Origin of the sequence: Shewanella sp. AC91-MNA-CIBAN-0169 (genome assembly GCF_040310165.1) — a bacterium.
Taxonomy (GTDB): domain Bacteria; phylum Pseudomonadota; class Gammaproteobacteria; order Enterobacterales; family Shewanellaceae; genus Shewanella.
Window position 1 is genome coordinate 1 of record NZ_JBEOPM010000006.1, and the last position, 21,850, is coordinate 21,850.

Sequence of the window (21,850 nt, forward strand, 5' to 3'; positions counted from 1 at the left end):
CTAACCCCAGTGCGAATGGTTAACGGCATAGATAACCGGGTGCAAACTGACTTGAATGTAAACGTTCAAGTTTATTGGGCTGGCTGATTAAATAAATCCATCGCGGATTTTGTCATAGCCCTAACCCCAGTGCGGATAGTTAACGAATAATCTGGCGCAAACTGACTAGAATGCAAAGACGGCAAGGTATCGCCAGACTCAACACTCGCTTGATACTGGCTAGGTTCTACCCCGCCCAGCCAAAATAAAGTAATCGGACGTTTCTCTGCAGTGAGCCCATATAAACCAAAATCTTCGCCAGCCATTACCGGTGGTACCACCAGCACATTATCGCTGCCTAATTCGGCTTCAATACTGGCTTTAACCTTAGCGGCTAACGTGGGATCGTTATAGGTTGACGGAATGGTTTCATCATCATGCACATACACCACAGGCATGAGGTCATCTGGCAAGCCTGCACTAATCGCGATACCGGTAGTAATACGTTTAATCGCCGCGATTTGCTGCTCGCGAACCTTAGGATTATACGAGCGTAAGGTCAGCTGAAGCTTCACTTCATCTGAAATAATATTGTGTTTTGAGCCACCATGAATAGCGCCAACAGTAACCACATTAGGCTCTAACGGCGAGACTTCGCGGCTAACAATGGTTTGCAGTGCAAGTACTGTGCGCGCAGCAAGTACCACTGGATCGATAGTGACGTGCGGATAAGCACCATGGCCACCTTTGCCCTTAATGGTAATATCAACCGAATCAACATTCGCCAAGGCATAACCACTTACGGTGCCGACTTTGCCTGCAGGAATTGACGCACTCACATGCAAACCAATAATGCTGTCTGGTGTTGGGAACTGGCTAAACAACCCCTGTTTTAGCATGGCTTTGGCGCCGCCACCGACTTCTTCTGCGGGTTGAGCCACCATCATCAAAGTACCTTGCCAGTCGGCTTTGTGAAGCATCAGTTGCTGTGCAGTACCAATTAAACTGGTCATGTGAATATCGTGGCCACAACCATGCATAATCCCAACAGTACTGTTGTCCGCATTAAGGGTTGTCACGGTCGATGCGTACTCTTTTCCCGTTTGTTCAATAATTGGCAAGCCATCAATATCAGCACGGATCATCACCACGGGGCCTTTACCGTTTTTGACAATACCGACCACACCATAACCGCCAAAATTAGCAGTAACCTCAAAGCCTAATTGCTTTAGTTCTTGCGCCATACGTTGGCTAGTGGCTTTTTCTTGATATGACAATTCAGGGTGTTGATGAAGATGTAGATATAGTTGTTCAAGCTTTGGTAACGCTTTACTCACAGAGAGATCAAGATCGCTCGCACTAGCAGTAACAGACAACGACGAAGCTGAAAACACTAACGCCAATAAGGGGTACGCAACACGTAAGCAGGTCATATTATTATTCTTAATTGTCGGGATTTGAGTATGTTAACCTACCATAAGCTTAAGCCACTTTGTAATGGGTTTTAGGTAACCGCAAGTTAAGGGATAAGGTTAATTGTGGCATAGTGATTAAGTCATTGTGGTCAGAGAAATAATAATAAAGGAAATCAATGACAGTCATTACTGAAACACCAAGGTTAATTATAAGAGAATTTACCCTTGAAGATGCACCTGCAGTATTGCATTTTAATGCTCCAGAACAAGTCAGCCTCTATACCGGTGACGCAGGAATGTGCACAAGACTAACCGACGCAGAAAACATCATTACCAATATTTGGTTAGCTGAATATCAGCAATACGGTTTTGGCCGTTGGGCTGTGGTACTTAAAGAGACCAATACTGTGATTGGGTTTTGCGGTTTTAAAAATGAAACTCGTATTAATGCCGTCGATATTGGCTATCGCTTACACCCGGATTACTGGGGCATTGGTTTAGCGACAGAAGCCAACCTAGCCTGTATCGAGTATGCCAAACAACACATGGATTTAGACATCGTCTATGCCGATGTTGTCGATGCCAATAGCGGCTCGATCAACGTGGCCACAAAGTTAGGCATGACATTTCATTCTCAATTCCAACGAGATGAATTTACTTTTAATCGTTATGTCATGTTATTGAACGGCAACTAACGAGCACTTATATAAGTACTAACGCTAAGCTCTAAATCTATCTCAACATCTAAATCTATCTCAACATCTAAATCTAAAAAAACAGCAAGCCAAAAACTAACATGCTGCTTTTTCATTAAAGCTGGCTCTATCGTGCTGGCTTAACATTAGCTTCGTTTCATGTACCGAAATCAAATTAACCTTATAAAATTAGTACCGCTGAGAATAGTATTAAACGTTTTTAGCAATAAAATATAAATTATTTTTAATCAAAAGCTTACATAAAAAGTTAAATACCATAAAGCTCACACTAAGCCATATCACTCGCCTATAGCCGAGTAAATAACAAAACAATATTAATGACCAACATAGAGACTGCATATGTGTTAGGTTGTATTAGTGTATTGCAAGAAATCGATACGATATTCATGGATGAAAGAGCAGCTACAACACTTAAGCCGGTATGTAGTATCACAATGGACTCTCTGAAATTACCCAACCAGTATTTTTCCTTCATTCAAGACTTCAGGTTACATCAGTGCACCATGACGCCGTGCCAATATAACGAACTGATTTATAAAGAATAATAATATCACTTAGTTATATACAATAAATTTAGATGCCATAAAGTTTAGATGTTAATTATCTCGAACTCACCCATTACAGACTGGTGGCCTGTTACCGTATTTCTTCACATACAAACAGCCTGTTTATTGAGTAACAACACAATAAAATAAGAGGTAATTACACTTTTGAAAAATAATACGATTGCGATAACCCCTGAAATGCTGAAGTCTTGGCAAAAAACAGTTGATCTGATTGCCAAAGTCGCTCAAGTGCCTGCATCGTTAATTATGAAACTTCACACTGATGAAATGGAAGTGTTTGTCGCCAATCATAATGCCAACAGCCCATATGCCCCCGGGATGAAAGACATGCTGGGACATAGTTTATATTGCGAATCAGTGATTGAGCAGCAAACAGAATTACATGTAAAAAATGCCCTAGAAGATCCTCGCTGGAGTCAAAATCCTGAGCTTGAATTTGGTATGGTTTCTTATTATGGCGTACCACTCAACTGGCCTGATGGAGAGCCCTTTGGCACCATTTGCATACTAGACCAAAAAGCAAATAGCTACTCCGATGATCTTATTTTGCTGTTAGATTGTTTTCGTCAAAATGTTGAAAGTAATCTAGAAATACTCTACCAAAAAGAAAAGCTGGCTCAAGCCAATTTACAGTTAGAAACTCGTATTGCGCAGCGCACATCAGACTTAGAGCAGCTTAACAGCAATTTAATGCAAGAAATCGATTCACGCATCGCCGCGGAAAAACTATTGGATATTCAACAACGTTTCGACAGCGTCACTGGCTTGCCTAAATTTAGTCAACTCGAAACAGTGTTTAACAACCTGACGAAAAGCGACGCCTTAACCTGTATTTCGGTAACCCATTTCAGCATCACCAACTTAAAAGTCATTCAAGACGGTTTAGGTTATGACATCACTGAAAAAGTACGTAATGTGGTCGCGCAAAAACTACAACATTTTATACCCAATAATACTTATCTTGCCATTGTCAGTGATACGACCTTCTGTATCGTCATCTCCACCAAGAAACAACTATATGGCGATAAGATGGCGACTTTTTGCAGTCGCTTATGTCAGCACTTTAGCCAAGATATTTATGTCGATGAATTACCGTTATCCATTACCACTGCTATGGGAGTCGCATTTTACCCCAACGATGGTAGTGGATTTATGGACCTATCAAGAAAATCCAGCGCCGCGCTATCACATTGTGAAATGGGTAATAACAATAGCTATAAGTTCTTTAACCAAAAAATGGAATCCGAACTGTCTAGTCGTATACAAATGGAATCATTATTAAGAGGCGCACTTAAACGCGATGAATTGTCATTGCATTACCAGCCATTTGTAAGCACTCAAAGCAAAAGTGTTGTTGGCGCTGAAGTGCTTATAAGATGGAACAACCCAACTTTAGGCCAAGTTTCGCCGGCTGAATTTATTGAAATTGCAGAACATTCAGGCAAAATCATTGAAATAGGTTATTTTGTATTAAGAAGCGCTCTGAAACAATTAGCTTACTGGCGTGAGCTATATAATCGCGATTTTTATCTGGCAATCAATATGTCACCCATACAACTAAAAGACAGTTACTTAGTCGATAAGATTGTTAGCTTGCTTGAGTTATACAACATACCCGGCCATTTGCTTGAGATTGAGCTAACTGAAAATGCGTTAATCCACGATGCAGCATATGCCCAGGAAGTATTGAGCAAGTTAAATCAGCATGGGATCCGTTTGTCGTTAGATGATTTTGGTACCGGTTATTCGTCACTCAGTTACTTGCAATACTATCCGTTTAACTCAGTCAAAATTGATCGCAGCTTTATTCGTAATCTTGATACTTCAGAACAGAGCCGACAGTTAGTTAACACCATTATCGCCATGGCAAATAACTTACAGTTGTCGTTAGTGGCTGAAGGGGTGGAAAATCAATTTCAAGCCGATTTTGTGGCTAAGCAAGGGGCTGACATATGGCAGGGTTATCATCTGGGAAAACCGGTAAATGCCAATGAGTTTGCCCAGCAATACTTAATCCCCTCAATGACACCACTATTTTAATCTACTGCATGTGTCGCAATAGTTTCGCACTCAACGAGTACCTTATAAGCCGACCGTTACAAAGTCGGCTTATATGTACTACGGTAAGACATATCACATTTGTAAGCGCACATCTGAGGTCATTTTGGTTGAACACGCCAATACAAAGCCTGCTGCAATTTCGTCAGCCGTTAACGCCATTTTGCTAGACGACACAGTGGTGCCTGAAACAACCTGACATTTACACGCACCGCATACGCCTGAACGACATGCGGCAATAATCGGTAATTTTGCTGACTCTATGCCATCAAGTAGGCTTTGATCGCCAGTTAGCTGCACCTGATTATCACCAATACTCAGCATAAACTGCTCGGTTGATGGATTACTTTCTAGCGCAGCTTTCAACCCCATGGCACTACTCGCACCAAAGCTTTCTTGATTGAACTGACTCATATCAAATTCGGCAGCTTCAAGCATTAACTTTACCGCCGCCATGTATGGCTCAGGTCCACACACAAATACGGTACGCTGTTGATAATCTGGCACTAACTTAACTAAGGTTTCTAAACTTAAGCGACCACTTTCACAACCTGTAGAGGCATGCTTATCAGTCAAATTTTGCTTATTGCCGTCAGACTCTAATACATAATTGAGATTAAAATGTTGGCTTCGTGATGCCATCGATGCCATTGAATTAGCAAACATAATGTCATCGACAGTTTTGGCACTGTGTACGAAGGCAATATCGCTGTCGGTAGTGGTATCGCAAAGCCAGCGCGACATAGAATGCATTGGTGTTACGCCGCAACCCGCGCTTAAGAATAAGTACTTATCGGCCTCAATGTCGACCAAGTTAAATATCCCATCAGGGCCAGTAACCGTCACTTCATCGCCAACATTGAGCGACTCAGTTAAGTAATTAGACACCACGCCACCAGCGATTTTTTTAATCGTGACCACTAATGAAAATGGTCGTGAAGGTGACGATGAAATAGTGTAACTGCGGTAAACCTTGTCGCCATTAATATTTAGTTTAAAGGTAATAAACTGCCCCGGTTTAAAATTAAATTTAACCGGTGTGAGTCCCTGAAAGCGGAAACTGACCACATCATGGGTTTCATTCCATTTTTCAACACAGCAAAGCTGTACCTCGCCTCGTTGCCAGTTATCAGCTGCCAAAAGTGCTTTCGGGGTTGCCAGTGCAGCGGGTTCAACCGTTGGCGTGGTCTCGATAACGGGGGCCTCGCTAACAGGAGTCACCTTTTTAGCCACTTGGGCAGAAAGCGCTTGTGAAAATGAAAAACCGACTGAGGGAGCACTACTCATTTTGATACCTTAACGCAGTAAAAAATACAGTTAGCGATATGAAAATCTCATATCGCCTTTAATCGTTATCGTGCAAATACGTGTAACATAAATGCACGATTTTTATGGTTAATTACGCCACGTTCATCATTGCTTTTAAGTCTGACTCAACATCGGTAGTGCCACGCAAACCAAACTGTTGCTCTAAAATATTCATTAGATTTTCAGATAAAAATGCTGGCGCAGTAGGTCCTGTACGGATGTTTTTCACCCCAAGTGATAACAAGGTTAACAACACTACAATCGCTTTTTGCTCAAACCACGACAACACTAGGCTCAGCGGCAAATCATTAAGGTCACACTCAAAAATATCTTTTAACGCTAACGCTAACTGAATAGCTGAATAGGCATCGTTACATTGGCCCACATCAAGTAAACGTGGCACACCATTGATGTCACCAAAGTCTAATTTATTGAACTTGTACTTACCGCAACCTAAGGTCAAAATAATTGAATCATCAGGCACAGACTTAGCTAAGTCAGTAAAGTAATTGCGCTCTAATTTGTCGCCATCACAACCACCAATTAAGAAGAAGTGCTTAATAGAACCATTTTTAACGTTTTCAACTACGGTGGGTGCTGCTGCCATTAAGGCGTTACGGGCAAAACCGATGGTGATCATGTGGGGAATTTCATCATAAGCAAAACCTTCAAGTTCAAGGGCTTTGTTAATCACTTCGCTGAAATCATCACCTTCAACGTGAGTGACACCAGGCCAACCTACGATACTGCGGGTATAAATACGGTCAGAGTACTCACCAACGGTAGGGTCGATAATACAGTTTGAGGTCATCACTACTGCACCAGGGAAAGTGGCAAATTCTTTTTGCTGATTTTGCCAAGCGCCGCCATAGTTACCGACTAAATGCGCGTATTTTTTAAATGCTGGGTAAGCAAGTGCTGGTAACATTTCGCCGTGAGTAAAGACATTAATGCCCTTGCCTGCGGTTTGCTCAAGAATAAGCTCTAGATCTTTCATGTCGTGACCAGACACTAAAATCGCTTTACCTTTAACAGATTTGGTATTCACTTGTGTTGGCTCAGGATGGCCAAAAGAGGTGGTTTCGCCTAAATCTAACATAGCCATGATGCGGTAGTTTAATTGGCCGATTTCCATTGCAGTAGCAAACAGCTTGTCTGCATCAACAGAATCTTCACCTAAAAATGCCATGATTTTATGGAACTCAGCAGCCACATCAACGTCAGTTTGATCTAATACGCGAGCATGCTCCATATAAGCCGCTGCGCCTTTTAAGCCATATAGGCATAATAAACGTAAGCCTAAAATGTCTTCATTTACGTCTCCGCCGTTAAGCAGTGCAATTGGCGCCTGGGCTAAAATCTCAGGTTTTGATGTAGCAAGTAATAACTCACCTTGACCGCTGACCATTTCTGGCTCGACACCTTGGCCTTTACAAGCAGCAATGTAAGCCGCTTTTAATTGGTCGCGATAGGTTTGTGCCTGGTAGGCATAATCAATTAAGCGTTCATCGTCGAAGTTTACGTTAGTTAACGTGGCAAAAAAGGCTTTAGGCACAAAAGTGTCAATGTCGCTGTCTACAATGCCAAACTCACGCGCTTTAACTGCATAAGCCGACACGCCTTGCAGCATATAGATTAATAAATCTTGAATATCAGACGTCGACGCTAACTTGCCGCACATACCTTGCGAGTAACTACAGCCATTGCCTTCTGGTGTTCTAATGGTTTGCTCACATTGCACACAAAACATAACTCTACTCCTCAAATATTATTCATGTATAAATTTTACATGTTAAGGATGAGTTTACTCTTTACTCTGTAAATCAAAACCCGTTTTTGACACCAATGTTAGATTTTATGAGCTACATCACCTTCAGCAATTGCTAATATTGATTGGTTTTTTATTGGATAATATCGAGAGAGAAAACGGAGGTTATGGCGCGCTAAAATCATTATCTATCGCGACATAATAAACATGGATACAGGGAAAATAAGGTGGCTAGAGTCAGTAAGACATCATTGATTGTATGTCTTACTGACCCAGTTGATTGACCAAATCAAATGGTGGATAAATTCAATTGACCTCAGTACTAGCCACCATGTCCACCATGGCCTTCATGATGCCCACCATTGCCGTTGCCACACTCATGTACCGTTTGTTGTCCACCAAGAGGGCCAGGTTTAATCGCTATAGAGCCTGCATCTTCATACATAACAAATGGTCCGGTGCTAATGTCATCAAGGATTGGATCATCTAAATGACCTAAACAGCTATAACCAACGCGGTAGTTCCCTTCGGGTAAATAGCCCATTGCAAAATACCAATCTCCATCCGTAGTTTGTAACAATCGGCTCACCGACAGTGGAGCCGTTAGCCCTGCAGGAGGTGTTGTTCCCATATCGGCCATTTGATCAATAGAAGTGACACTGTCAGGATATAAATAAGCTAAATGATAAAATTCCCCGCCAACAGGAGTGAGAGCCGAATACTCAGTTTCGCAATTGGCAATCCATTGCGGATCAACTTCTCCAATTAAATGGCCCATTTGACTATTATCGACTGACCACATTGCACGATGACGTAATTGGTATTGTTCTTGATCCATTAGCAGACCTTGGTACAAGTTAATTTCCAATGTCATTACACGGTGTTGATTAGCTATAATCTCAACATCTTCTATTGGCAAATAACCATTTTCAACTTGCAAACTATGACGGCCTTGGCCATCTTCAACGTAACAACCCTGATTGCCATCACCCTGATCAATTGTCACGTGGACATTATGATATTGGCCAACAGGTAGATCGATATTATCAATGGCAAGATGCCTATTCATGCCCTGATAATCGAGCAAATTAAACTCCATATGTTGTAAACTATAACGGTGTATTTCCCCCGCAGCGTCCGTCATAACAAGTTCATTCATCACTAGCCCTAACCGGGACACTCCCGCCATAGGGGCATCAGACACCCCTAAAGAGAATTGTCCTAAAGGGTTAACTTCATCGGTTGTACTATCACTGCCGCCACAAGCGCTCAGCAATAAAACCGAAGATAACATCAATACTGAATAATAAATTTTCATCACACGTCCTCTATGTATTCGAAACATGCTCAGTGTTACTCACAAAGAGGTATCAGCATTTGATCGACATCAACAAACAGCGTTTAAATGAGTATGATTATTAACCTGAAATTAACATTCTAAAATGAATTCATGCATCACCTAACAATAGCGACACACGCATAAAATATTGCCCCATCACATACAGGGGCAAAATATGAATATCGAACCACAGTTTATTTCCATTTCTACTATAAAAGTCCGTAGAATGAGCCAAAGTGTTAAAGACTTTCAATCAGGATGAATAGATGAAAACCAAACTTAATGCGATCGCATCAGCCCTATTTTTATTACTTGCTCCAGCCGCTATGGCCGCCAATGTTGCTGTTATCACCTTAGAAAATGGCGCCAATGTTCGTCTAAAAGACGACTTCACTTGGGAATACATCATTACCGAAACAGTAACCCAACCAGTGCAAGCCGCTAAAGCCGACATCGCAAAGCAAGCAAACGTAGTAACACAGCCGACCATTGCATCTGCAGCGTCAATAGCAGCAGTAACAACACCTGTTGCAACACCAACGGTTGCCATGCCAACTGCACCAGCAATGAATACTCAAATATCAACCACACGCTTAACTGCAGCGGCGTTAGCACAACCAGAATTATTGGGCAGTACGGCTAAAGACGGCATTAAAATCACCCTTGCAGACACAAAATGGAAAGGCGATAAACTCGGCTTAGTGTTCGATTTTGACAGCACCAGTAACGAACATGTCACGGTTGTTGAAGTTGAAGTGAGTTTTTACAATGAAAACGGTGCATTACTCAAAACAGAAAAGCTTGAAGCCTGGGAAGCGATATTCCGTATGCCAGAAACTTACCTGCGTAATGGTCAACATCGCCAAAGTGATACTATTTGGGTAGAGGGTGTGAATAAGCAGCAATGGCAAAAGCAGTTGATAAGCTTAAAAATTGTTGAAATTGAATCACGCTAATTCAATATCTAATCCTGAACCTAGACACGGAAATAGGTACTAAAATAGGTACGGATGTAAGCGTCAGCACTAGACCCAATACGAGAAATACATTTTAAAATCAATAACAAAAAGCCCAAATGAAATACCATTTCATTTGGGCTTAATTTATGGTGTAGGTTGGTAACCTTAGTTCAATAACTCATGTTCTTTAGGCAGTTGCTTACTAATCCACAATATCAATTTATGTTTACGATTCGGACCATCATCTTTATCTTCGGCTAATGGTTGGATTAAATTGTCTTGCACTAATAATCGATAAATACATTCCACTTTATCTTTTGGCGAAATGCCTTTGCCAAAATCTTCAAAACCACGCTTTTGCGCGTATCCCATGCCAATCTCCATCGCGAGCTTGAGCAGTTTTGTATCGTGTTTACCCGCTTTCATCTATCACCCTCATCGTGCTATCTATTGCTATTAAGCTACGCGAATATCCACAAATTACCACTACAATTACGGCCAGAATGCCGCAAAATCTAACAAACATCACTATTGGCAACTTTAGTTACAATAATTAATCTTAGTTAATACCATTAACCTTTGCTGCAAGCCGCAGGCTTGGTATTGTACTGGGGTTATTACTTTATGTTTTTATTGTCACTATTCAGCCGCACCACACACTTTGAATAGGCATAAAAACACCTAAAAGGGCCAAGACCCAAGGATATTTCAATGCGTAAAACACTTATCACGACTGCAGTTAGTGCTGCACTGATGCTCAGCGCGTGTTCAGAGCAATCAGCAGACACCGCCATGGCAGCCAAAACGACAACAGATGCATCAACAACTATGACTAAAGCGCCTGCCACTGCCGAAAACGTACTGTTAACACCAAGCCCTTTACAATACATGGCACCACAGTTCGACAAAATAACAGCCAGCGACTACTTGCCAGCATTTGAGCAAGGCATGAAAGATCACAAAGCTGAAATCGCCGCTATCACCAATAACAGCGAAGCAGCCACATTTGACAATACCATTGTCGCACTAGAAAACACCGGGGCTATTCTAGACCGTACTCAACGAGTGTTTTTCAACCTGTCAGGGCTTATCTCAGACGACAACTTCATCAGTGTTGAAGAACAAATTGTGCCTAAGCTAACGGCACATCAAGACAACATCTATCTTGATGAAAAGTTGTTTGCTCGTATCCAAGCGATTTATAAAAATAAAGCCACATTAACAGGCGAAGACTTACGTTTAGTTGAAGTGTATTACGACCGTTTTGTCCGTGCAGGTGCTGAATTATCAGTCGCAGACAAAACAACAATGCGTGAGCTAAACGGTGAACTAGCCAAATTTGAAACCAGCTTCTCACAAAACGTATTAAAGTCATTTAATGACGACGTGATCGTAATTGAAGATAAAGCCCTACTTGACGGCTTATCAGACAACGACATTGCATCATTAGCTGCTGCCGCTAAAGCTGCTGGTAAAACGGGTTACATGATCACTTTAGTGAACACCACCACTCAACCATTGCTTTCTAGCCTTAAAAACCGCGATATCCGTAAACAGCTATGGGAAACCTCAGCATATCGCGCCATGGACACCAACGCGCCGTTAAACATCAAAATTGCTCAACTGCGTGCACAAAAAGCCAAACTATTAGGTTACCCAACATGGGCGGCATACTCGCTAGGCGACCAAATGGCCAAAAACCCAGAAGCGGTTTATGGCATTCTTGACGACTTAGCCCCGAAAGCACTGGTTAAAGCCAAAGTAGAAGCGGCAGACATTCAAGCCGAAATCGTTAAAGACGGTAAAGACTTTACTTTAGAACCATGGGACTGGGCTTACTACGCAGAAAAAGTGCGTAAAGCCAAATATGACTTAGACGACGGCCAGGTTAAACCTTATTTTGAAATGAATACCGTATTAAACGACGGCTTGTTTTTCGCAATGGAAAAACTGTACGGCATTACCGTAAAACCTCGTACTGACTTACCTGTGTGGCACAAAGACGTCACTGGTTATGAAATCTTTAACAAAGACGGCAGCTCACTAGGTTTGTTCTATCTCGATATGTACGCCCGCCCTGGTAAGCGTGGCGGCGCATGGATGGATGAGTACGTTAGTCAGTCATTCTTACAAAATACTAAGCCAGTGGTGTACAACGCACTTAACGTACCTAAACCAGCAGAAGGTCAACCTACTCTGTTAACGTTTGATGAAGTGAGCACGTTATTCCACGAATTTGGTCATGCCATTCACGGTTTATATTCACAAGTTAACTATCCAAGCTTAGCCGGTACCAAAACTGCACGTGACTTTGTTGAGTTTCCATCACAAGCTAACGAAGACTGGAGTATTGATCCACAAGTGCTAGCCAACTATGCGAAACACTACCAAACTGGTGAGCCAATTCCTGCAGAGTTATTAGCTAAAGTGTTAAAAGCACACACCTTTAACCAAGGTTTTGGCACAGTTGAATACTTAGCTGCAGCGTTGCTTGATATGGAATGGCATTCAATTCCAGCTGGCACCGAAATTACCGATGTTGCCGCCTTTGAGAAACAAGCTCTAGCCAAACACGGCCTAGACTACGGCCCAATTGCACCACGCTACAAAACCACTTACTTTAGCCACAGCTTCGGCGGCGGTTACTCAGCGGGTTACTATGCGTACCTATGGACTGAAGTGTTTGCTGCTGACTCGTTTGCTTACATGATGGCTCACGGTGGATTAACGTTGGAGAACGGCCAAAAATACCGTGACGCAGTATTGTCAAAAGGTAATAGCCAAGATCTAATGCAAAGCTACATCGACTTTGCCGGTAAAAAACCATCAACCGACGCCCTATTAAAGCGTCGTGGTTTAGTACACTAAGTATTATTGTTGATATAAGCCTCTCTTATTGGCAACTCGCCAACAAGAGAGGCAAGCTTGCAATGAAAGCGCTTTAAAGATTAAAAAGGGTAAATATTGTGCAAACGTGAGCCTTTTTGTGTCATTTTGCACATTTGTTGTGCCATCGAACACATCAAGGCTTTACATTTTTTCTAATACCCTTATTATTCACCGCGTTCGGAGGGATGGCAGAGTGGTCGAATGCACCGGTCTTGAAAACCGGCAACGGTTTATCCCGTTCTAGGGTTCAAATCCCTATCCCTCCGCCACATTAAAAACAAAAAGGCCTTATCGAAAGATAAGGCCTTTTTGTTTGGGCGAAAGATAGAGATTTAAACCCCGGGTTCCTCTTTATTACAAGCAAGCTATCCCTCCGCAAGATTTAAGACAAAAGGCTCATCAGAAATGATGAGCCTTTTTTCGTTTAGGCGAAAGATAGGACTTTGAACCCACGGGTTCCTATTTATTACAAGCAAGCTATCCCTCCACAAGATCCAAGACCAATACGAAAAAGTACACTAGGCATTGCAAATTAATTATGGGTGTCACGATTAATTCTTCCAGAATTTATTTAAACCATATAAATAAATAACTTAAATACAATACTTAACCATGTTGATTGAAGTTTGTGAGTTGAGTTCATCGAGCGTAACTATCGCCAAATCAATGAAAACGAGCTATGTTACTTGTTCAAATAATGGGTGGCTCGGTTTTATTTGTTCACATGGCCACATATGGACGATCTCGGTGAGTCAAGATAATAATCTGCTGGTTCAAATAATGGGCATGATTTTACGTTGAAAGTTACAGGGGAAATTTAAAATGATATCAATCAAGTATTTGATTATTATTCTGGCCGTAATTAGCTTCTGCATTTGGCCAAGTCATTATAAGTCTACTTATATAACAAGAGTAAATGCAGCAAGCTACGATGTAGAAATACAAGTTAAAGCAAGTGAAATATACGGCATGTACCAAATTAATGTAAAGATAGGAAGTATTCCAACAAAATTTCATTGTTTAAAATTAAATAAAGTAGATCTTGGTATTTATGGTGATAAAGGGCCAATAGCTATTACTCCTTTAAAGTTGAATTCTGACGGTGAATTATATCATTCTTTTTATTTGCAAAAGGATATTTTGGTAAGAACAAGTATTGGGATAAACTATTTCAATAGCTTGAGTGGAAGCCAATGTGAGCAGTTGTCTTTGAATGCGTTTATTGTTGAGTTATCAGCTTGGAAAACAAGCAGTTCGGATATTTTACAATTAGATTAGGAATAACCCATAAAGTATTCAGCTGAAAAGTATATATAAAAAGTTTAAAGGCTCATAACTATTGACTTTTTCAACTTCAGGAATAAAGTCAATCTTAGTTAGCAATTGCAGACTTTGAAGGTGCAAAGTTCTGCAAATAAATGAGTTTAAAAGACTATTTAACTATTTAACTATTTAACTATTTAACTGTTTAACTGTTTAACTGTTTAACTGTTTAACTGTTTAACTGTTTAACTGTTTAACTGTTTAACTGTTTAACTCAATAGTCTGGGTTCCTCTTTATTACAAGCAAGCTATCCATCCTCCAGATCCAAGATAAATACGAAAAAGTACCATCAGGCATTGCAGATTAATAATGGAACCACGATTAATTCTTCAAATACCATGAATGCTTCTAAATTTTTGTGAGGATACGTCATATTACCGAGTAAACGTGTATCATTAACTTTCTACACGACACAAATCACTTCTTGTTCAGGTTTACTATGTACTGCAGCTAAAGCTCTTAAAGACCGACATAAAGCCTATGAGGCTGAACTACAGAGTATAATGGGAAGATAATATGAAGTTGATTATTTTTTGCTTAGTTTTTTTAGTGTCTTCATGTTCAATAAAGACTAATGAAGAGCAATTGTATTTGAACTACTTTCATTATAAAAATAGTGTCCATAAAGACAATCTATTGCAGATAAGCCCTGACATTTTTAGTCAGAATTTACTCACAAAATTAAATATAAATGAGACTCACGTATCTGAGCAATTACTATTTAAAAAATATATGTCTAAGCAGATTGCACACTTTGAAAAAATAGATGGATTAGTTGGATGCTTATCAATTAATGGATTAGACAATGAGAGTATGCCAATGTCATTTAACATTAAATATATTTATGAGCATGACCGTTGGCTTATCGATGAAATAGGTATTTTATTTGTTAATAGCACTATTGATTTTAAACAATCAGCTCAATGCCCGAGTGAATATCAAAACTGAATACAGATATGACTTAATAGTATGCTCATATAGACATTCATGACAAGTTAAGACAATAGTCTGCTCATCGCAGGCTTTATGCCTTACTTTTCTATTTAATAGCTCACTATTATCATAGCCTTAGATGCGACTCATATACCGCTATAAGCGGTTGTACTGCACTTATACTTATCAACGGTCCTAGCAAAAATTCTAGCTGAGTCCCAAATGAAATATTTACCACTGCGCCAGTCGATATTCTAGGTCAGCCTAGATTATTTTACTGGAACTAATGCTTCTATTAAATGTGGTCGCCACTGCTGAGCTTTATTATCGTATACACCAAAACTCGATGAGTATTCCCAATATGCCCAGCTAATATTCCGTTTTTCTGCTTCACGAGCAATAAAAGCCGTCCAAGCTTTTTGCTGCTTGGGATCCGCATAGCGTGAATATACGCCAAACTCCCCCAAATAAATTTCAAAATTACGATTAGCTTTAGAATTCCAACGAGTCATATTATCCAGTAAAGTGATTAAAGGTGCGGTTTCGCTCTCAGTACCTAACCAAGTCGTTCCTATCCACTTTTTTGAACCATTAACCCATTTAGCTCCTTGGTGAGTAAAATGAAAGGGTTTGTAATTGTGCACTGTAATAATTGTATTATATTGATTTGCATAGTGTGGCAATGACAGTTTAGGTAAGGTATCAGGTACATTCCAATAAGCAGTACCTACCATAACAATACGTTGGGTATTATTTTTTTGTGGAATATCTGTATCGCCCCAAATGACAGTCAATAAACGTTCGATAATGTCGTTCCAATCATTGTAGTGAATACTGTCTTGCGGCTCGTTTAATAGTTCAAAAATTAGATCCGTTCGAGAATACTTAGAAAGTGGAAATTGCTCATTAATTTGTTTCCAAATACCTTCTAAACGTAAAATATGCGACATTTTGTCATTGTCAGTAGCACGCATCAATTCGTTATAGTGATGTACATTTATAATAGCTTTAAGACCGGCGTTATTCGCCCAACCTACAACTTCTTTAACACGATTCATAAATACAGAATCTATGGTATAGGGAAAGGTTTTATCTGCATGCGCAGTCCAGCGAATTGGAATACGTACATTTTTAAAACCTGCTTTGGCAATTATTTTAAAGTCATCTTCAATTAAGACCTTACCACCAGTCCAGTCTCCCTCAAAAGGAGCCTCTAAGTAATTGCCAACGTTGATCCCTCTGCCTAATCGTGTTTGTTTTAGGCCACCACTTATATTCCAAGAATATAAGTCACTATAATAACTGTCTGATAACACCACAGGGGCTTGTATTGAACTCGTATTAGCATTAGAACTTCCACAACCTAATACAATAAAAGTCATCGGGACAAATATTATTGAATGTAGATTTCTACCAATAAACAAGTATGCAGAAATACATATTGTATAAATAAAGTTAAGAGCCAACTGAAAAAAATTTAAAGTAAGCCACTTCTGTCGATGTAATAGATTTTCTCTCGTCATATCATCAACTTTGCAGGATATTGCTCTGTACAGCAAAGATGAGATGTAATGAAAAGTGGCAATATTTCCCAAATGATCAATAATTCGTCTTGGTTTAAACATCATTTACCACCTATTAAAAGATAATTAAAGAATAGAGCAGCAATTCAAAATCTGCCCACAATTTTTAGTAACAAGTGACATTACCATCGAAACAAATTGAACCACAAACTTGTTAGATAAAAATTGGAGTCTACGTGCTACATATTTTAGACTTTATTAACGGTTTTTATTATCTTCATGGTTTGATTTTCTGTGAATTTTTTATTACGCCCCCACTGTAAAATACTCATGATTTTAATTGTCATTTTTTAAGCACTTTCTTTAGGTTCAATGTTGAGTTATTGTCTGATTTATTGGCTAACGAACATTGCCAAATCAATATTTTGAATAGACTGTATATCCCCACAGAAAACGGATTAAAAATCACCACCGAATTACCAAAATTTAGAAAGAAAACGACGGTAAGGCTTTCAAACTGCCAATGATGGCTGTGAAGTGGGGCACTAAATCCGGCACTTTCACTAACTTTGTCACTGGCACATAAGGAATCGAAACGATGAAACAAATCTGCTTGGTTTTATTAGCTTTTTTCTCAATACCTGCATTGGCTGATGACGTGATGTTAGCTGACACAATGAAAGCGCTTGATACTGCGGTGTTTGACTCATTTAATCATTGCCAAAATCTGCAAGAGCTAGATAAGCATGCGAGCTTTTTTACTGCTGATGTCGAGTTTTATCATGATAATGGTGGGGTAACGTGGGACCGTGACAGCATGATTGCCAATACTAAAAACAATGCATGTGGTCATTACACCCGAAAGCTGGTTGAAGGAACTTTTAACGTCCACTCGATTAAAGATTTTGGTGCGATTACCGAAGGGGTGCATATCTTTTGTCAAAATAAAACCAACCAATGTGAAGGTAAAGCTGACTTTGTCATGGTTTGGCGTAAAGTAGACGACAAATGGCAAATAACCCGAGTATTGAGTTATGGTCACCGTGAAAATAAATAAAAGGATATTAATAATGTACAAGCAGATTTCAATTATTACACTCAGCATGACGCTGTTAATGGGTTGTTCTGGCACAGTGCCTACTTTAGGCATTAATGATGGCCAGTTAATGCCATGTCCTGAATCGCCAAATTGTGTCAGTAGCCAACAATCAGCTGCAGATGAAGAGCATGCGATACAACCGATTGAGTTCGTCGGCACACGCCAGCAGGCGCAGGCAAAACTGTTGCACGTATTAAAGACTGCTGAACGAGCGAATATCGTCGTGGTTGAGGATGATTATATCCGAGTAGAATTTACCTCGCAGATAATGCGTTTTGTCGATGATGTTGAGTTTTACTTTCCGTCAACAGCATCCGATAAAATAACTATCCATGTTAGATCCGCTTCTCGTATCGGAGAGTCTGACTTTGGGGTTAACCGCGAGCGAATAGAACAGATTAGAAATAACGTCAAACTATAGTGACTGCCAGGTAAATAACAGGTTTGCTTGTGTCTATTTCATTTGGCTAAAAATGAAATAGATGGAAGCGATCATACCCAGAGGTTGGTCTGAGGCGTTCGTATACAGAGCCGTTATGTGTTTGGTTAGTTTCAGGTTATCTACTGCGACATGGTCAACTAAACGTCATCAACGGTGATATCATCAACTATTAGCTATCAACTATCAACTATCAGCTCATCAAAGTCTGGAGTTAGCATGAATAATAAAATTATTGGGATTGTGCTTGTTATTGCGGGTATTTTTTTAGCGTTGTGGGGCTACAATATTTATGATGCAGCGAGCTCCCAACTTACCCGCGCCATAAGTGGTGATACACCTATTGAAGCCTGGGCTGGAATGGCTGGTGGTATTATTGCGGTTCTAATAGGTATTACAAAGTTGAAATAATGGATTGTGATTGAACGTTGATGTAAAAACATTCAACCATAATGGCTGCCAACTGATGACTATCTATAAGTAAAGTTATTGACTACAAAAACCAAATTAATACGTGTAAACAGCAATTGATTATTGGTTTTTACTTTTGAACGTTCATTACTATTGGCACCGGTAAAGGTTGCAGTAAATAACCACTGCAACCTTATTTTAGACCTCACCTAAATAACGTTATCCAGCCAGCTTGTCGTTAAGTAAATCGAGTCTATCTTGTCCCCAAAATGGCTCATTTTGATACACATAAGTCGGCACACCCAACAAGCCTTTTTCAATAGCATCTACAGTATTAGATTCGTATATTACTTCGATTTCGGCTGACAATGCTTGCTGCACAACACTGTCGGCGTCGACATTGAGTGAGGTTAATATTTGCTTAATCACCGCTTCATCAGCAATGTTTTGATCTTTTGCCCAACATGCTGCCAGTACATTACCAACAAATTCACCGACATCTTGTCCAGCTTGTTGTAACACAATTGTGCATCTGTCGGCCAAACTTGGGTCTGCAGGGAAAAAAGCAGGCTGTAGATTAAGGGTCAATTTGCGCTTTGTTGACCAACGAGCTAACTCAATTAAGCGATAGTCTTGTCGAGCTTGCAGGCGTTGTTTTACCGGTAACACACCTAATACTGCAAATAATTTTGCCAGTTTAATCGGCTTATAGTTGATAGCAGCTTTGTGCTGTTCAGCCAACGAGATAAAGGTGTTATGGCCTAAATAGGCATAAGGAGAAAGACTCGTAAAATAATAATCTATTGCTGTTGTCATGGTTCACATTACCTTTTTGGGCTTATTTGAGAGGCTGAGTCATCACACACGTGTATTTAGCTTATACCTAGCATTAACTGCTAATAGATAACGGGTAACGACCATAATACAATCATAACTAACAGTTAAATTCCAAGTACTATGGCTGAAAGTCTGCCTTCTGGCCACTGAGAAAGTTAATATCAAGTCTATGATAATCTCACAATAAACCTTAAAGAATATTAAGTCTCTCAACGATTAAGACCATAATGTCATAAGGCAGAACAACACAGAATCTTTTACAGGATCAATTGTTGTAACTCACTCTTTAGCTTAAAAAGTGTTTCACACTCCCGCTAAGTGACTGAGATTGAACATAGTCGGCATAACGCTGTTATAGAGTGATGCTGATAAATACAAAAAGTGCCAAAAGGCACTTTTTGTATTTTAAAGAGGAAAGAGACCTCTTTAGCAACTTAGCATTTATTGCGCTGGATTAATGCCAGGGATAACTTCATCCACACCAAAGCCTGTTTTGGCCGATTGAATGACATTAATCGCTTCAGATGTCAGTGCATTATTGCCTGTCAGTAGGTCATTTAAATTACCAGACTCTGAATTAACTAAGCCTAACTCTCGTAGCATAGCGTCAACCACAGGGGCATTAGCACGATAGTTTAATGCAGCAGTGGTTACTTGCTCTGCAATACCACCCTGGGATTGGTTACCCTCGCCGTTACTCATTTGATTGCCCGTACCATAGCCTTGTAAAATCTTAATACCTTCAATTTTTTCAAGCGGTTTAACGGCTTGAGCAATAATGTCTGGTAAGGCTTTTAATATGGCTAATGATCTTTGCAGTGCAATTTGTTCGTTGCTCAGTACGTTTTCAGCTTCGTACTGTGCCCGCTTACCCGCAGCTTCGACTGCATAGATTTTCTCATCGGCTGAGGCTTTTAGCATCTTAGCGTCTGCACTGGCACGCGCTTCAATTAAAATTGCGCTAGCTCTATCTTCCGCGGCAACTTTTTCTGATTCAGCTCGAACCGTAACACCCACGGCCTCACGCTCAGCTTCTTTTCGGGCATCAATAACTTCAATGTCTTTACGACGATTAGCTTCAGCAGTTTGGCGCGCAGTAATAACCGCTTCTTCTTTTTCTACCTTGGTTTTTTCAGCTTCTGCAGCGCGAGCGCGAGCGGCTGACTCTTCTTCTGACTTAGCGGCCACCGCAATGCGTTTGTCTTGTTCAGATACTTCAATATCGCGTTGTTGCTGAATACGTGACTGTTCAATAGACTTATACTTTTCAATTTCACGGGTTTCGATGTCTTTGGTTTTTTCAATTTCAGCCGTTTCAATTGCGCGCTCTTTGGCAATTTCTGCTTCACGTTCTTCGCGGGCTTTGTTTTCTTTTTGTTTAATGATTTCAGCTTTTTGATCGGCACGTTTAAATTCAAGCGACTGTTGCTGCGCGAGGCGAGCTTCTTCTTCCGACTTTTCGATTTCTAATGATTCTTTTTCTGCTTCAAGATTACGCTGTTCAATTTTGATGCGGTTTTCTTGTTGAATATCGTTGGTTTCTTTACGTTTTTCTTCAATGATTTTTGCTAAACGAGCACGACCTTCGGCATCAAATGCGTTATTTTCATTAAAAAATTGCAAGTCAGTTTGATCAAAACCCGTGAGCGACACAGATTCTAATTCTAGGCCGTTTTTCTCAAGGTCGTTGGCGACATTATTCTGCACTCGCTGGACAAAGTCTGCGCGCTGCTCGTGCATTTCGGTCATGGTCATTTCGGCTGCAACGGTACGCAATACGTCGACAAACTTTGATTCCATTAATTTTTTTAGTTCTTCAACACGATTAGTGCGAGTGCCTAACGTTTGCGCTGCCATTGAAATCCCTTCGGCATTTGGCGCAACACGTAAATAGAAGTCGGCTTTTACATCCACGCGCATTCTGTCTTTGGTGATCAGGGCATCTTTTTGATTTTTTTCGACTTCAATACGCAAGGTATTCATATTGACCGAAATCGTTTCGTGCAGCACTGGCAGCACAATTGCGCCACCATCTTTAATGATTTTCTCACCGCCGAACCCGGTACGAACAAAAGCCATTTCTTTACTGGCTCGTTTGTACAGTTTGGCAAAAATAAGTCCAATAATAATCAATCCTAATACTGCTATGCCAGCAATAAGGAGGACAAAGCCGCTTCCTGAATCAAAGTTTGTTAACGTTTCCATTTAATTTCCTTTTAAATACAACTGTGTTTTATCAAAAAGTGTCATTGGAATGACATTTTTATTTTTAGGGTATATCTCAATA

General features: G+C 40.3%; 17 protein-coding genes and 1 tRNA gene. 10 read left to right on the plus strand and 8 right to left on the minus strand.

The genetic code is table 11. The features are described 5' to 3' along the window. Nucleotides 1-71: 71 nt before the first annotated feature. The gene (locus tag AAEY98_RS07220; RefSeq protein ID WP_351015994.1) at nucleotides 72-1,412 is read right to left on the minus strand and encodes a M20 metallopeptidase family protein; all 1,341 of its coding nucleotides are present in this window, start codon (nucleotides 1,410-1,412) and stop codon (nucleotides 72-74) included. A 158-nt stretch (nucleotides 1,413-1,570) separates the two neighbouring features. Here AAEY98_RS07220 and AAEY98_RS07225 point away from each other — a divergent pair, with 158 nt between their 5' ends. Both AAEY98_RS07225 and AAEY98_RS07230 read left to right on the plus strand, forming a co-directional pair. Next, nucleotides 1,571-2,089 carry a GNAT family N-acetyltransferase gene (locus AAEY98_RS07225; RefSeq protein ID WP_351015997.1) on the plus strand — a complete coding sequence of 173 codons (519 nt, stop codon included), beginning with the start codon at nucleotides 1,571-1,573 and terminating at the stop codon, nucleotides 2,087-2,089. A gap of 731 nt (nucleotides 2,090-2,820) precedes the next feature. Continuing rightward, on the plus strand, nucleotides 2,821-4,716 hold the full coding sequence (locus AAEY98_RS07230) for a sensor domain-containing phosphodiesterase (RefSeq protein ID WP_350997515.1): 1,896 nt from the start codon (nucleotides 2,821-2,823) through the stop codon (nucleotides 4,714-4,716). Nucleotides 4,717-4,809: 93 nt separating this feature from the next. Here the strand turns inward: AAEY98_RS07230 and AAEY98_RS07235 are convergent, their stop codons facing one another. The 3 genes from AAEY98_RS07235 to AAEY98_RS07245 all read right to left on the minus strand — a co-directional run bounded on the left by AAEY98_RS07235 (nucleotide 4,810) and on the right by AAEY98_RS07245 (nucleotide 9,128). Then, entirely contained in the window at nucleotides 4,810-6,021 is a 1,212-nt protein-coding gene (locus AAEY98_RS07235) for an FAD-binding oxidoreductase (protein WP_351016000.1), read from the minus strand. Between the two features lie 112 nt (nucleotides 6,022-6,133). Continuing rightward, nucleotides 6,134-7,792, minus strand: a complete 1,659-nt coding sequence (hcp, locus tag AAEY98_RS07240; protein WP_162023969.1) for a hydroxylamine reductase — start codon at nucleotides 7,790-7,792, stop codon at nucleotides 6,134-6,136. Between the two features lie 340 nt (nucleotides 7,793-8,132). Next, the gene (locus tag AAEY98_RS07245) at nucleotides 8,133-9,128 is read right to left on the minus strand and encodes a DUF4382 domain-containing protein (RefSeq protein WP_351016004.1); all 996 of its coding nucleotides are present in this window, start codon (nucleotides 9,126-9,128) and stop codon (nucleotides 8,133-8,135) included. Between the two features lie 287 nt (nucleotides 9,129-9,415). Here AAEY98_RS07245 and AAEY98_RS07250 point away from each other — a divergent pair, with 287 nt between their 5' ends. Continuing rightward, the gene (locus tag AAEY98_RS07250) at nucleotides 9,416-10,105 is read left to right on the plus strand and encodes a DUF3157 family protein (protein ID WP_192114117.1); all 690 of its coding nucleotides are present in this window, start codon (nucleotides 9,416-9,418) and stop codon (nucleotides 10,103-10,105) included. Between the two features lie 168 nt (nucleotides 10,106-10,273). Here the strand turns inward: AAEY98_RS07250 and AAEY98_RS07255 are convergent, their stop codons facing one another. Next, entirely contained in the window at nucleotides 10,274-10,534 is a 261-nt protein-coding gene (locus AAEY98_RS07255; RefSeq protein WP_011639029.1) for a DUF5062 family protein, read from the minus strand. 285 nt (nucleotides 10,535-10,819) lie between these two features. Here AAEY98_RS07255 and AAEY98_RS07260 point away from each other — a divergent pair, with 285 nt between their 5' ends. The 4 genes from AAEY98_RS07260 to AAEY98_RS07275 all read left to right on the plus strand — a co-directional run bounded on the left by AAEY98_RS07260 (nucleotide 10,820) and on the right by AAEY98_RS07275 (nucleotide 15,269). Beyond that, nucleotides 10,820-12,976: a M3 family metallopeptidase gene (locus AAEY98_RS07260; RefSeq protein WP_335691285.1), complete on the plus strand. Its 2,157-nt coding sequence runs from the start codon at nucleotides 10,820-10,822 to the stop codon at nucleotides 12,974-12,976. Between the two features lie 200 nt (nucleotides 12,977-13,176). Continuing rightward, a tRNA-Ser gene (locus tag AAEY98_RS07265) sits at nucleotides 13,177-13,266 on the plus strand. Between the two features lie 553 nt (nucleotides 13,267-13,819). Then, nucleotides 13,820-14,275 carry a hypothetical protein gene (locus tag AAEY98_RS07270; RefSeq protein ID WP_351016009.1) on the plus strand — a complete coding sequence of 152 codons (456 nt, stop codon included), beginning with the start codon at nucleotides 13,820-13,822 and terminating at the stop codon, nucleotides 14,273-14,275. A gap of 562 nt (nucleotides 14,276-14,837) precedes the next feature. Next, the gene (locus AAEY98_RS07275; protein ID WP_192114115.1) at nucleotides 14,838-15,269 is read left to right on the plus strand and encodes a hypothetical protein; all 432 of its coding nucleotides are present in this window, start codon (nucleotides 14,838-14,840) and stop codon (nucleotides 15,267-15,269) included. A gap of 254 nt (nucleotides 15,270-15,523) precedes the next feature. On the opposite strand, the gene AAEY98_RS07280 is transcribed toward AAEY98_RS07275, so the two are convergent. Then, the gene (locus AAEY98_RS07280; RefSeq protein ID WP_351016013.1) at nucleotides 15,524-16,882 is read right to left on the minus strand and encodes a glycoside hydrolase family 5 protein; all 1,359 of its coding nucleotides are present in this window, start codon (nucleotides 16,880-16,882) and stop codon (nucleotides 15,524-15,526) included. Between the two features lie 493 nt (nucleotides 16,883-17,375). On the opposite strand from AAEY98_RS07280, the gene AAEY98_RS07285 reads away from it, so the two are divergent. The 3 genes from AAEY98_RS07285 to AAEY98_RS07295 all read left to right on the plus strand — a co-directional run bounded on the left by AAEY98_RS07285 (nucleotide 17,376) and on the right by AAEY98_RS07295 (nucleotide 18,726). Then, entirely contained in the window at nucleotides 17,376-17,834 is a 459-nt protein-coding gene (locus AAEY98_RS07285) for a nuclear transport factor 2 family protein (protein ID WP_351016016.1), read from the plus strand. Nucleotides 17,835-17,847: 13 nt separating this feature from the next. Beyond that, nucleotides 17,848-18,297 (plus strand): DUF1499 domain-containing protein, encoded by a 450-nt coding sequence (locus AAEY98_RS07290; RefSeq protein ID WP_162023977.1) that lies wholly within the window; start codon nucleotides 17,848-17,850, stop codon nucleotides 18,295-18,297. 237 nt (nucleotides 18,298-18,534) lie between these two features. Further along, on the plus strand, nucleotides 18,535-18,726 hold the full coding sequence (locus AAEY98_RS07295; protein WP_101085056.1) for a DUF3185 family protein: 192 nt from the start codon (nucleotides 18,535-18,537) through the stop codon (nucleotides 18,724-18,726). Between the two features lie 219 nt (nucleotides 18,727-18,945). Here AAEY98_RS07295 and AAEY98_RS07300 read toward each other — a convergent pair whose 3' ends face one another. Both AAEY98_RS07300 and AAEY98_RS07305 read right to left on the minus strand, forming a co-directional pair. Continuing rightward, nucleotides 18,946-19,542 carry a 2-hydroxychromene-2-carboxylate isomerase gene (locus AAEY98_RS07300; protein ID WP_351016019.1) on the minus strand — a complete coding sequence of 199 codons (597 nt, stop codon included), beginning with the start codon at nucleotides 19,540-19,542 and terminating at the stop codon, nucleotides 18,946-18,948. A gap of 462 nt (nucleotides 19,543-20,004) precedes the next feature. After that, the gene (locus AAEY98_RS07305; protein ID WP_162023979.1) at nucleotides 20,005-21,768 is read right to left on the minus strand and encodes a flotillin family protein; all 1,764 of its coding nucleotides are present in this window, start codon (nucleotides 21,766-21,768) and stop codon (nucleotides 20,005-20,007) included. Between the last annotated feature and the right edge of the window lie 82 nt (nucleotides 21,769-21,850).

What these genes read in the sequence shown, in the direction of transcription:
- AAEY98_RS07290 (WP_162023977.1), top strand. Translation starts at nt 17,848, where the DNA reads ATGTACAAGCAGATTTCAATTATTACACTCAGCATGACGCTGTTAATG.
- AAEY98_RS07270 (WP_351016009.1), top strand. Translation starts at nt 13,820, where the DNA reads ATGATATCAATCAAGTATTTGATTATTATTCTGGCCGTAATTAGCTTC.
- hcp (WP_162023969.1), bottom strand. Translation starts at nt 7,792, where the DNA reads ATGTTTTGTGTGCAATGTGAGCAAACCATTAGAACACCAGAAGGCAAT.
- AAEY98_RS07255 (WP_011639029.1), bottom strand. Translation starts at nt 10,534, where the DNA reads ATGAAAGCGGGTAAACACGATACAAAACTGCTCAAGCTCGCGATGGAG.
- AAEY98_RS07300 (WP_351016019.1), bottom strand. Translation starts at nt 19,542, where the DNA reads ATGACAACAGCAATAGATTATTATTTTACGAGTCTTTCTCCTTATGCC.
- AAEY98_RS07280 (WP_351016013.1), bottom strand. Translation starts at nt 16,882, where the DNA reads ATGATGTTTAAACCAAGACGAATTATTGATCATTTGGGAAATATTGCC.
- AAEY98_RS07220 (WP_351015994.1), bottom strand. Translation starts at nt 1,412, where the DNA reads ATGACCTGCTTACGTGTTGCGTACCCCTTATTGGCGTTAGTGTTTTCA.
- AAEY98_RS07245 (WP_351016004.1), bottom strand. Translation starts at nt 9,128, where the DNA reads ATGAAAATTTATTATTCAGTATTGATGTTATCTTCGGTTTTATTGCTG.
- AAEY98_RS07225 (WP_351015997.1), top strand. Translation starts at nt 1,571, where the DNA reads ATGACAGTCATTACTGAAACACCAAGGTTAATTATAAGAGAATTTACC.
- AAEY98_RS07260 (WP_335691285.1), top strand. Translation starts at nt 10,820, where the DNA reads ATGCGTAAAACACTTATCACGACTGCAGTTAGTGCTGCACTGATGCTC.
- AAEY98_RS07250 (WP_192114117.1), top strand. Translation starts at nt 9,416, where the DNA reads ATGAAAACCAAACTTAATGCGATCGCATCAGCCCTATTTTTATTACTT.
- AAEY98_RS07295 (WP_101085056.1), top strand. Translation starts at nt 18,535, where the DNA reads ATGAATAATAAAATTATTGGGATTGTGCTTGTTATTGCGGGTATTTTT.
- AAEY98_RS07235 (WP_351016000.1), bottom strand. Translation starts at nt 6,021, where the DNA reads ATGAGTAGTGCTCCCTCAGTCGGTTTTTCATTTTCACAAGCGCTTTCT.
- AAEY98_RS07275 (WP_192114115.1), top strand. Translation starts at nt 14,838, where the DNA reads ATGAAGTTGATTATTTTTTGCTTAGTTTTTTTAGTGTCTTCATGTTCA.
- AAEY98_RS07305 (WP_162023979.1), bottom strand. Translation starts at nt 21,768, where the DNA reads ATGGAAACGTTAACAAACTTTGATTCAGGAAGCGGCTTTGTCCTCCTT.
- AAEY98_RS07285 (WP_351016016.1), top strand. Translation starts at nt 17,376, where the DNA reads ATGAAACAAATCTGCTTGGTTTTATTAGCTTTTTTCTCAATACCTGCA.